The following is an 11,807-nucleotide window of genomic DNA, read 5'->3' on the forward strand; positions in this document are numbered from 1 at the left end:
ATCTGAGGGTTATATTTTATAAGCAAGGGAAATCTGTTAGCGTACATAAATGGTTAAATTTATATTATTGGCTACTTAGTGGTATTTCTGTTTGTATAATAATATTAATACCCAACGAAAGTGGTGTTGCAGTTAACGAAAGAATCGTGCTGAGCCGCTAACATGCTGCGACTTCAAGGAAGAAGGGTTACGACAAACTATGACGTACTTAGATAAGCATACCGGGGGCATAGAATGTCGGTAGAGAAAAGAAATCCGCAACGCGCATTCGCGTTATATTGCGCTTTAATTTGTAGCCTGATGCCTACATTTACCGCATCGGCCACAGCACCTATCATGCCTGTAGATTCATCGTCGGCGCGCTCACCTGCATCGCAAAGCATGTCGGTGGCACAAAGCCGTTCCCAATTATTGGCGGTATTACCGAAAAATGTTACGCCGTTCTATTCTTCTGAGTTGGCTGTGCTTTATGCTGCAAACCATATGCAGCCAATGTGGCAAGACCGGGCCGCTGTTCAGCATTTCCAGCAACAATTAGCGGAATTAGCACTCTCCGGTATCCAACCACAATTTATGCAATGGGTGAAATGGCTGAGTGATCCGACCATTACCGGTTTGGCGCGCGACGTTATTTTGTCCGACGCGATGCTGGGCTATTTACACTTTATCTCAGGTGTTGGCGCGAATGGCAGTGTCTGGTTGTACAGCAATGTGCCGTACAAGATGGCGATGCCACCTGCAACGATTTTAAATCGTTGGCAGCAGGCGGTGCATGAGGGTACTACTGCTCCATATCTGGCGTCCCTGGCACCGCAGCATCCTCAATATGAAAAAATGCATCAGGCGCTGAAAGAGATGCTAGCCGACCGCCGCCCGTGGCCACAAATGGCCAATGGATCGAGTTTACGCCCAGGTCAGCTAAGCGACGATATACCTGCTTTACGGGAGATTCTCGACAGAACCGGCATGTTGCATCCGGTTGTGTCAGCACCGGTACAAACTCCGGAAGTCATTCCGGTTGATAATCCGGCGGTGGCGGTGGTGAATGATGACCTCTCTGTTGATGAAGAGAAAAGCCGTGCCCAGGCCCACAGCCTGGTGGTTAGTCCATCAGCAGCACCTGTTGCAGATACGCCTGTGACCAGTGGCGTGGTTGCTCCATCTTCTGCGCCTGTGACGGCGACAGTGACCGACAATGTCTATACGCCAGAGCTAATGGAGGCAGTCAAACGTTTTCAACGCTGGCATGGTCTGAGTGATGATGGCGTTATCGGAGCCCGGACGCGCGAGTGGTTGAATGTTTCTCCGCAGACAAGGGCGACATTGTTAGCATTGAATATTCAGCGTTTGCGTATTTTGCCGGGGCGGGTGGATAACGGCATCATGGTTAACATTCCAAACTATTCGCTGAATTATTATAAGAATGGCACACAGGTGCTTTCATCCCGTGTGATTGTGGGTCGCCCAAGCCGTAAAACACCATTAATGAGTAGTGCGCTGAATAATGTAGTGGTAAACCCGCCGTGGAACGTGCCGACTTCTCTGGTGCGTCAGGATATCGTGCCGAAAGCACGTTACGATTCCAGCTATTTCCAGCGTCATGGCTATACCGTCTTGTCCGGTTGGAGTAATGATGCCGAAGTCGTCGATCCTTCGATGATTGACTGGAGCATGATTTCACCGAACAATTTCCCGTACCGCTTGCGCCAGGCACCAGGTGCCAGCAACTCCTTGGGGCGGTTCAAATTCAATATGCCAAGCTCAGATGCAATCTATCTGCATGACACGCCGAACCATGGCTTGTTCCAGAAAGATATCCGCGCGCTAAGCTCTGGTTGTGTTCGGGTGAATAAAGCCTCTGATTTAGCCAATATGCTGTTGCAGGATGCAGGCTGGAATGATGCTCGGGTATCCTCGACCTTGAAACAAGGCGATACTACTTATGTCAACATCCGCCAACGCGTGCCGGTACAACTCTATTATCTGACGGCGTGGGTGGCTGATGACGGTAAACCGCAGTTTAGAACAGATATTTACAATTATGATATGACGGTGAGATCAGGTTCACAAATCTCCCATCAAGCCGAACTTTTGCTGCAATAAATGCAGTAAAACTCAATAACTAATGGTCTCAATATCGGGTTGTCTTATGGGGCTCCTCTGCGGGCACCCTATAAACCTGGACTAAACGCACAGTGAATGCGTGCTGAATGCGGGTTGACTGGTTTTCCGTAGGCGGTTATGGTTCGGGACGGCACATAGATACCCAAAGCAATTGGGTTGCAGCCAATACAGTTGCGGCTTCAAGTAATAAGGGGCAGTGCTTACTTTTGACATTCTTGCCAGGTATTAACAGAGATCATGGATAAAATTGATAATTATCGCCGTAAATGGCTAGCGTTAGGCGGGGTAGCACTCGGGATGTCGCTGCTCCCAGGGCAGGCATTTGCTACCCTTTCTACTCCTCGCCCACGTATCTTGACCCTGAATAACCTGAATACAGGTGAGTCCATAAAAGCCGAGTTTTTTGACGGTAGAAGCTATAACAAAGATGAACTTTCCCGTTTGAATCATTTACTCCGCGATTATCGGGCCAATAAAGTAAAAACCATCGATCCTCGTCTCTTCGATCAGCTATACCGTCTGCAAGGCCTTCTTGGTACAACTAAACCGGTGCAGCTGATTTCAGGTTACCGCTCGCTTGATACTAATAATGAGCTACGTGAACGGAGTCGTGGTGTAGCCAAACACAGCTTCCACACACAAGGCCGGGCGATGGATTTCCATATTGAAGGCATTCAATTGAGTAATATCCGTAAAGCAGCATTAAAAATGCGCGCTGGTGGTGTAGGATATTATCCTCGCAGTAACTTTGTGCATATTGATACTGGGCCAACACGATCCTGGTAACGCGTATTTTTATGCCAGTGCTTTGAATCTATACCCAAGGCACTGGGGTTGGAGCTTTATGAAATATCAAATTATTCCAGTGACGGCCTTTAGCCAAAATTGCACACTTATCTGGTGTGAAGAAACAGGGCAGGCCGCCCTTGTTGACCCAGGTGGTGAAGCTGCCAAGATCATTGCAGAAGTTGCTCGTCACGATATTAAGATTAGCCAGATTTTATTGACCCACGGCCATCTGGATCACGTGGGTGCTGCCGCTGAATTAGCTGCACATTTTCAGGTGCCGATTTATGGGCCAGAAAAAGAAGATACCTTCTGGCTAGAAGGACTACCCGCTCAAAGTAGAATGTTCGGGTTGAGCGAATGTGAGGCCTTTACGCCAACGCGTTGGCTGGAGGAGGGCGATAAAATTACTGTGGGTGCAATCGAGCTCTCAGTTTTACATTGCCCAGGACATACGCCGGGGCATATCGTCTTTATTGATCAAAAAGATCGTTTGGCGTTAGTTGGGGATGTTATTTTTAATGGTGGGGTTGGGCGCAGTGATTTCCCGCGTGGTGACCATCAGCAGCTGATTAATTCCATCCGAACTAAACTGTTACCTTTGGGGGATGACATGACATTTATTCCAGGTCATGGCCCAATGTCGACGCTCGGGCATGAACGGCAGACTAATCCGTTTATACGCGAAGAACCTGCTGTTTGGTAACAGCAACTGCTTAGTGTCATAAACGCTTAGCAGAGTGACAGCATGGAATAACAAGAAAGGCGCCATTCGGTGCCTTTTTTATATTATATTTAATGAGCTGTTAAAGCATTTTGTGAAGTCATAATCAGCTATTTATGCGAACTATGAAGATAATTATGGTGTTCATCAAGTAAGCATTACCTCTGAGATATCCATAAGGCGTAGCATGGCTGAAAGATATAACTGATATTGACTCGGCAGTCATTTTTCTGCCGTTTGAGTTCGTAGTATTAACGAGCGTCTTTCAATGGAATCCACTATGCCATTTCGTCGTTTCAGACTGAATAAGTTCCTGTCCCGGCTAGTTTTTTCTTCTATGGTGTTATTGCTGTTTCTGTTATTGGGCGCAGTAGTGATTTATACGCAAACAAAAAGCAATATGCATCAGAATGCCGAAGCTAAGTTATTACAGGCCAGGGTGCGCTTCGACCAGATATTTAATAATTTGCAGCATGCGGCTATCCAGGTAGAAACGGGGCTTGGAAAACCTTGCTTGCAAGTAGTACAGAATTTACGCGATCAGGTGGTGTTGATTCCTGATGTTCGCTCTGTCTCTTTAACCAAAGGCAGTAACATTTATTGTTCCTCAATATATGGCCCACTTTCTACCCCTTTCGATTTAGATGTATTTGTTGGTGGGCAATTAGAATTAATGCAAGGTAATGATGTGACACCTGATCGCGCTTTGATGGTTTACCGCCAGGCGAGAGGTAATTACGGCATTCTGGTTGCAGTTGATGGCTATTATCTGCGTAGCATTCTTAATTTATTGAGTAGCGATATAGAGTTACAACTGAGAGTTGGCGATAAATGGATGGATGCGGCTGGAATTGTACATTCTGATAATCCGCCGAATGGAGGGGAGCCGCTATATTTATCTTCAGAAAAGTATGCTTATGCATTAAGCACCACACTGTCTAATCAACAATATTTGGCTTACGCTTGGCAATATGCCCGTGGCAGCTTAATTTTCTTTATCTTAATGAGTGTTGGGTCAGCTGCACTTGTCTTCTGGTTATCGGGAAGGGCGGCATCACCTACCCAGGTATTAAAACACGCGTTAGAAAATAACGAATTTATTCCTTACCTACAACCTATTGTCAGTGGCAAAGAACAATGCTGGATTGGTTGTGAAGTCTTAATGCGTTGGCAACATCCGGGGCAGGGGCTAATTCAACCGAATCAATTTATTCCGATGGCAGAGGACAGTGAACTTATCGTGCCGATGACTCGTGCTATTATGCAACAAGTTAGTGCCAAATTTTCACCTTACGTAAATCAATTACCTGAAGGCTTCCACTTCGGTTTTAATATCAGTGCCAATCATTGCCGTGATCTCAGTCTGGTAGATGATTGTCGTAATTTTATCCAGGCCTTCGGTGGCAATAAAATAAATATCACGCTGGAATTAACTGAACGGAAATTAATTGTTGCCGATGCGACTACAGATAAATTATTTGCTGAGCTTCATGCGCTAGGCGTTTTTATTGCTATTGACGACTTTGGCACAGGTCATTCGAGTCTGACTTATTTGCAGAAGTTTAAAGTTGATTTTCTCAAGATTGACCAAAGTTTTGTTGGCATGATTGGTTCAGATGCTTTGTCGAGCCACATCGTGGGAAATGTGATTGACCTGGCCACTCGGTTGGGGCTGCAAACTATTGCCGAGGGTGTCGAAAACGAGACTCAAATGCGTTATTTACAGGCCCACAATGTGGATTACCTGCAAGGTTATATGTATGGGCGACCTATGCCGATGAACGAATTTGCCAGGTATTTATTTCATTAAAATTTTGGCCTGATAGATAAAATAAAGGGTGCCTGGGCACCCTTTGAGTTTATTGACAAAGTGCTCGCAGTGGTAAAAACAGGCAGATCGTAAAGACGCCGTAAATCGTCCCTGATGGCTCGAGCCGCGCCATCCCTGGCGCGGACGCTTTACTCTTCTACCTGTCCTCACCACCTGAGATCGAGTCGTCGAGGTTTGTCAGCAATCTGAAGGGTGCCTGGGGCACCCTTTTTACAGATTAATCACAGTGACTTAATTAGAGCACCGCAACAATAGCTTCACACAATGGCGCCATATTATCTGGCGTCATACCGGCCACGTTAACACGGCCAGAATTTACGGCATAAACCGCGAACTCATTGCGCAGACGCAGCACTTGCTCTTTGGTCAGGCCGCTGAACGAGAACATGCCATTCTGGTTAATGATAAAGCTGAAATCTTGCTTAGCACCTTTTTCTTGCAAGGTGTTAACAAACAACTGACGCATACGATGAATGCGCTGACGCATATCAGTCAGTTCTTGCTCCCAAATTGCCCGCAGCGCTTTGTCACTCAGTATGGTCGCAACCACTGACGCACCATGGGCAGGTGGGTTGGAATAGTTAGCACGGATAACTGCTTTAACCTGGCTAAAGGCGATATCAGCTACTTCACTGCTTGCAGCAACAACGGTACAAGCGCCAACACGTTCATTGTACAGACCGAAGTTTTTGGAGTAAGAGCTGCAAACAATCAGTTCTTGATGCTGTGCGGCAAAAATACGCAGGCCTTGAGCATCTTCTTCCAAACCTTTGGCAAAACCTTGATAAGCGAAGTCAAACAGTGGCAACCAACCTTTAGCCACTGACAGTTCAGCTAATTGGCTCCACTGAGCTTCTGTTGGGTCAATCCCAGTTGGGTTATGGCAGCAGCCGTGGAACAACACGACATCACCGGCTTGGGCTTCTGACAGGCTATTTAATAGCCCATCGAAGTCTAGTGCATGGTTAGCGGCATCATAATAGGCATATTCAACCACTTCCAACCCAGCTGCGGCGAAGATGTTTTTATGATTTGGCCAGCTTGGATTACTGACCCAGACACGTTTGGCGCTGGTCTGATGGGCGATAAAATCAGCCGCGATACGCAGGCCACCTGTACCACCAGGGGTTTGAGCGGTGCGCGCACGTTTATCAGTAATAATCGCACTATTGGCACCGAACAGCAGTTCCTGAGTACAACGGGCGAAATCGGGCAGCCCTTCAATTCCCAGATAGTTTTTGGTGACTTCATTTTCCAGCAAATACTGCTCAGCTTTTTTGACGCTGGTCAGCACCGGCGTTTTCCCGGTTTCGTCTTTATAGACACCGATCCCCAGGTTAATTTTATTAGGGCGGTCATCCGCGCGGAAAATATCGGTCAGGCCCAGAATAGGGTCCGCAGGTGCAGCAGTGATTTTTTCAAACATGTCAGAGGCTTCCATGGCTTAGCGTTAAGCAAACAGAACCATCAGGGTAGCGCCAGTTGCGGCCTTTGCCAACCGTTTGCGATAAAAAGAAATGAATGTTGTGAGGCGAGGGGATTCGGGGTGAAAAATCGGCAAAATAGCGTATTCGGCAGCGCAATATCCCTATTTTAGCCAAGGATAAAAACAAAAAGACAGAGCCGAGGCTCTGTCTTTTTTAACTTAAGTCAGCAGATAAACTGCCGGGTTAAGTTTAACTTAGAACTGGTAAACCAAGCCAACACCTACAACGTCGTCTGTGTTCAGACCGTTGTTACGAGTGAAGTCATTTTCGTCCAGTAAGTTGATTTTGTAATCAACATAGGTAGACATGTTTTTGTTGAAGTAGTAGTAAGAACCTACAGAAACATATTTCAACAGATCTTGGTTATCGCCATTCGCGTTAAGATCTTTCCCTTTAGACTGAACGTAGCCTAAAGATGGACGCAGACCGAAGTCGAACTGGTATTGTGCAGTGATTTCAATGTCACGAGTCTTGTTAGCGATAGTATCAGAAGCATCGCCATATGGAGTCATGTTTTGAGTTTCAGCATACATTACAGCCAGGTATACATTGTTTGCGTCGTATTTAGCACCAACGTTCCATGCCTGAGCTTTATCGCCTTCAGCAGTGCTGAATACTTTTTGTTGGTTGGTACGGTTTGAAGAAGAGAAACCAGCACCGAAGTTCACGCCGTAACCGATATCATAAGTAGAAGAGATACCGAAACCGTCGCCGTTCTGATCTTTCAGGTTGTCACCAGTGTAAACACCGTTTGCAACAGCGCTGCGATCGTTTTCGTTTTTGCCTTGATATTGCAGAGCAAAGTTCAGACCATCAACCAGACCGAAGAAGTTGGTGTTACGGTAAGTAGCCAGGCCAGTAGAACGGCCAGTCATGTAGTTGTCAGAGTTGGAGATTGAATCACCACCGAACACTGGCAGCATGTCAGTCCATGCGTTGACATCATAGATTACGCCGTAGTTACGGCCGTAGTCGAATGAACCAAATTCAGCAAATTTCAGACCAGCAAAGCCCAGACGGGTTTTGTTGCCTTTGTCGCCTTGGGATTCAGCGTGGTTAGCCTGAACGTTGTATTCCCACTGGCCGTAACCGGTCAGTTGGTCAGTAATTTGGGTTTCACCTTTGAAGCCGAAACGAACATAAGATTCGTCGCCGTCTTGGCCAGCGTTGTCAGAGAACTGGTGACGCGCGTCAACTTTACCGTACAGGTCAAGTTTGTTGCCGTCTTTGTTGTAGATTTCTGCTGCATTAGCTGCACCAGCTACTAACAATGCTGGGATTACTACTGCAAGAATATTGCGCTTCATCATTATTATTACCCTCATTGGTGTTATTCGGACACCTGCCACTGCCGCCAATAATTTTTTTGGAACTATTGTTGAGAGTTTGGTGTCGTCTGTGTCTGAACGCAGTGTTCCATTCACGAGGGTTATAATCCAGACCGAAAATGCTACCAATTACCTGAATATGTTTCATTGGGAAACTATGTGTTACAAAATGTAAATATCAGGGAACTTTGTGACTTAGATCGAACTTTAAAAAATGATAAAAGCCAGCAAGGCTGGCTTTTATTTATAAAAAATCACACTTTTTTTCTAAATGACGAAATTAGAAACTGGCATTTCTCGGTGTGCGTGGGAACGGAATGACATCCCGAACGTTTTGAACCCCTGTTACATATGAGATCAACCGCTCAAATCCAAGGCCAAAGCCTGAATGTGGCACCGTGCCATAGCGACGCAGATCACGATACCACCAATAATCTTCTTTATTGAGGCCCATTTCTGCCAAACGTGCATCCAGCACATCTAAACGCTCTTCACGTTGTGAACCACCGATGATTTCGCCAATACCCGGTGCGAGAACATCCATTGCTGCCACGGTTTTACCATCTTCATTCATACGCATATAGAATGCTTTGATATCTTTTGGATAGTTTTTAACCACTACTGGCGCTTTAAAGTGTTGCTCAGCTAAATAGCGCTCATGCTCAGAAGACAAATCTATGCCCCAGGAGACATCATTCTCAAACTTCTGGCCTGATGCCAGCAAGATCTCAATAGCATCAGTGTAGTCAACCTGAGCAAAGTCCGAGGTGACAAAGCGCTGCAAGCGATCAACCGCATCTTTATCCACACGTTCGGCAAAGAATTTCATGTCATCTGCACGTTCGTTCAACACCGCCTGGAAGACGTATTTCAACATTTTCTCAGCTAAACCGGCGACATCATCTAATGATGCAAAGGCCACTTCTGGCTCTACCATCCAGAACTCGGCCAAATGGCGGCTGGTGTTAGAGTTCTCAGCACGGAAAGTTGGGCCGAATGTGTAAACTTTGGATAACGCGCAGGCGTAAGTTTCGCCGTTAAGCTGACCGGATACCGTCAGAAAAGCTTCTTTGCCGAAGAAATCTTCACTGAAATCGACCGCGCCGCTATCAGTACGCGGCAGGTTTTCCAGATCCAATGTCGATACACGGAACATCTCACCCGCACCTTCAGTATCAGATGCCGTGATTAGCGGTGTTGAAACCCAAAAGTAACCGTTCTCATCGAAGAAACGGTGAATAGCTTGTGCCAAAGTATGGCGAACACGAGCCACTGCACCAATCAGGTTAGTGCGCGGACGCAAGTGTGCGACTTCGCGCAAGTATTCGATACTGTGACGTTTTGCCGCCATTGGATAAGTATCGGGATCATCAACCCAACCGACCACTTTGATAGCGGTTGCCTGAATTTCAAAACTCTGCCCTTCACCCGGTGATGCCACTACGGTGCCAGTCACTTCTACTGAACAGCCGGTAGTTAAATGTAATACTTCGTCCTGATAATTAGGCAAAGTATTATTTACGACGGCCTGTAACGGGTCAAAGCAGGAACCGTCATAAACGGCAACGAAGGAGATACCCGCTTTAGAATCTCTCCGGGTACGCACCCAACCGCGCACGGTGACTTCACTGTCAACCGCAGCACGGCCTTGCAGTACGTCGACTACAGGCACTACGCTCATAGATTTCTCTCTTTAATAGTTTTGGATAATTTTGATATCGAAATAGTTAACAACCCAAAGAAATGGGGATGTTGCTATGTTACTTGCGGCGGTGCAGGACACAAGTAGAAATCATCAGTTCAGTGCAACATTGTTATAAAAATATACGACACAAACAGAGAAATGATTGAATAGTGGAATATAGAAGAGTAAAGCGAGGAAAAAAGTTCAAGTTAGAGAGGGACCGGGCAAGCACCTGCCGCCCGGCAATTGCATATTAGCTGGCCTTTTTAACCAACGGCAGAGCGAATGCTTCACGTAATTCATCAACAAAAGCGGGATCATGACAAATGGTTTTACCTGGGCTATCAGACAGTTTAGCCACCGGTTTGTCATTACACTCAACCAGTTTAATCACGATATTCAGCGGCTTAACGCCTGGAATATCACAGGTTAAACGCGTACCAATACCAAATACTAATTTAACCCGTTGGTAGAAGTGGCGGTACAGCGACAGCGCTTTTTCCAGATCCAGATTATCTGAGAACACCAATGTTTTGCTCATTGGGTCAATGCCCAGTTTTTCATAATGGGCGATAGCCTTTTCACCCCATTCAACCGGATCACCCGAGTCATGGCGCAATCCCTGATAGCGGTCCGCGAAGGTTTTATCAAAATCGCGCAGGAATGCATCCATAGTAATGCAGTCGGTTAACGCCACACCAAGTTGGTTTGGATACTCATCTAACCAGGCTTGTAACGCGACGCGTTGGCTATTGGCCAGCACCGGGCTAATTTGTTGATGCGCCTGGAACCATTCATGAGCTTGGGTTCCCACGGGGTCTAAAGACAATTTCCGTGCTAAATCATAATTACTGGTGCCCACCAGGTAGGGGAATTCATCTTTTAAGTGACTGACAATGGCATGTTGTATTTCGCGTGAGAAACGGCGACGCGTACCAAAATCCATTAACTTGAAGTGGGTTATATCAATATCAGCACTGAGCGCGTTAAATTGCTGAAGCTTGCTACGCAGCTGTGAAACAGCCAGATCAGCCGTGACATGTGCAGAACGGCGGCGATGGACGATTTCACTGATTACCGCTAATAGTGGCACTTCCCACAGAATTGTTTCGCACCATAACCCAGTAATACGAATATCTAATTCACCGTCATTATCAGATACAGTGACTTGCTCGGGATTAAAACGAAAGGCCCGTAGCCAATTGAGATAGTCATTTTTAAAGAAGGGCAAACCGGAGAGGTACTGATACTCATCATCGGTCAATGCCAATTGGCTCATCAATGTTATCTGGTGGCGGATTTCGTCGGCATACTCGCCCAGCAGCTCATCACCACGGCAGCGGAACTCAGCGGCAACGGTAATATGGCGATAACGATGAAACACTGCTTGTTGCATATGAAGTTTATATGCATCGGTATCAAGCAATGAAGTCAAAATCGGTGAGGCGTCTTGGGTCATGGCGCTATACAGCATCCTCGTAGGAGCATTTTCCACAGTCGGCATAATCTAAAGTCGCAGAAGTATACCGGTATTATCCTGTTATTGAAGCCTCATCACACCATAAATTCTAATCCCAGGTCTAGGATTAAACGTGCCATCAGCGATAGAAAAGCTGTTTTGCTAAACGATCAATCCAATTAAGGTCAGTTTTTTAGCTATTTAGATAATAAGGAGAAAATTGTATTAAAATATATAGGGTTATTAATCTGAATAGAATATAGACAATAGCCACGGGTATATTCGAAATAACGTGAAACATCCGGCAAGCTTTCTTCTCTTGATAACATCAACTCTCCGTTTGGTTTTGAGTTAAATGTAATAAAGTCGCGGGCATGCGAGGCG

8 protein-coding genes are annotated in these 11,807 nt (G+C 46.1%); 4 read left to right on the forward strand and 4 right to left on the reverse strand.

Features of this window, described 5'->3' with window-relative positions; all coding sequences use genetic code 11:
* Positions 1–234: 234 nt before the first annotated feature.
* The 4 genes from ldtD to QSV56_RS02045 all read left to right on the forward strand — a co-directional run bounded on the left by ldtD (position 235) and on the right by QSV56_RS02045 (position 5,444).
* On the forward strand, positions 235–2,103 hold the full coding sequence (gene ldtD, locus QSV56_RS02030) for a L,D-transpeptidase (protein ID WP_301210485.1): 1,869 nt from the start codon (positions 235–237) through the stop codon (positions 2,101–2,103).
* 258 nt (positions 2,104–2,361) lie between these two features.
* Positions 2,362–2,910: a YcbK family protein gene (locus tag QSV56_RS02035; protein ID WP_019079865.1), complete on the forward strand. Its 549-nt coding sequence runs from the start codon at positions 2,362–2,364 to the stop codon at positions 2,908–2,910.
* Positions 2,911–2,968: 58 nt separating this feature from the next.
* Positions 2,969–3,616 carry an MBL fold metallo-hydrolase gene (locus QSV56_RS02040; RefSeq protein WP_026017891.1) on the forward strand — a complete coding sequence of 216 codons (648 nt, stop codon included), beginning with the start codon at positions 2,969–2,971 and terminating at the stop codon, positions 3,614–3,616.
* 298 nt (positions 3,617–3,914) lie between these two features.
* Positions 3,915–5,444 (forward strand): cyclic diguanylate phosphodiesterase, encoded by a 1,530-nt coding sequence (locus tag QSV56_RS02045; RefSeq protein WP_301210489.1) that lies wholly within the window; start codon positions 3,915–3,917, stop codon positions 5,442–5,444.
* Between the two features lie 256 nt (positions 5,445–5,700).
* Here the strand turns inward: QSV56_RS02045 and QSV56_RS02050 are convergent, their stop codons facing one another.
* The 4 genes from QSV56_RS02050 to pncB all read right to left on the reverse strand — a co-directional run bounded on the left by QSV56_RS02050 (position 5,701) and on the right by pncB (position 11,423).
* Positions 5,701–6,891: an amino acid aminotransferase gene (locus tag QSV56_RS02050; RefSeq protein WP_050335209.1), complete on the reverse strand. Its 1,191-nt coding sequence runs from the start codon at positions 6,889–6,891 to the stop codon at positions 5,701–5,703.
* Between the two features lie 255 nt (positions 6,892–7,146).
* The gene (gene ompF, locus QSV56_RS02055; protein WP_161803523.1) at positions 7,147–8,259 is read right to left on the reverse strand and encodes a porin OmpF; all 1,113 of its coding nucleotides are present in this window, start codon (positions 8,257–8,259) and stop codon (positions 7,147–7,149) included.
* 301 nt (positions 8,260–8,560) lie between these two features.
* Complete coding sequence (gene asnS / locus QSV56_RS02060) at positions 8,561–9,961, reverse strand: asparagine--tRNA ligase (protein WP_019079860.1); 1,401 nt, start codon at positions 9,959–9,961, stop codon at positions 8,561–8,563.
* Positions 9,962–10,217: 256 nt separating this feature from the next.
* On the reverse strand, positions 10,218–11,423 hold the full coding sequence (gene pncB, locus QSV56_RS02065; RefSeq protein WP_005170939.1) for a nicotinate phosphoribosyltransferase: 1,206 nt from the start codon (positions 11,421–11,423) through the stop codon (positions 10,218–10,220).
* Positions 11,424–11,807: the final 384 nt, after the last annotated feature.

Origin of the sequence: Yersinia sp. 22-579 (assembly GCF_030433455.1) — a bacterium.
In the GTDB taxonomy this organism is placed as follows: Bacteria; Pseudomonadota; Gammaproteobacteria; order Enterobacterales; family Enterobacteriaceae; genus Yersinia; species Yersinia enterocolitica.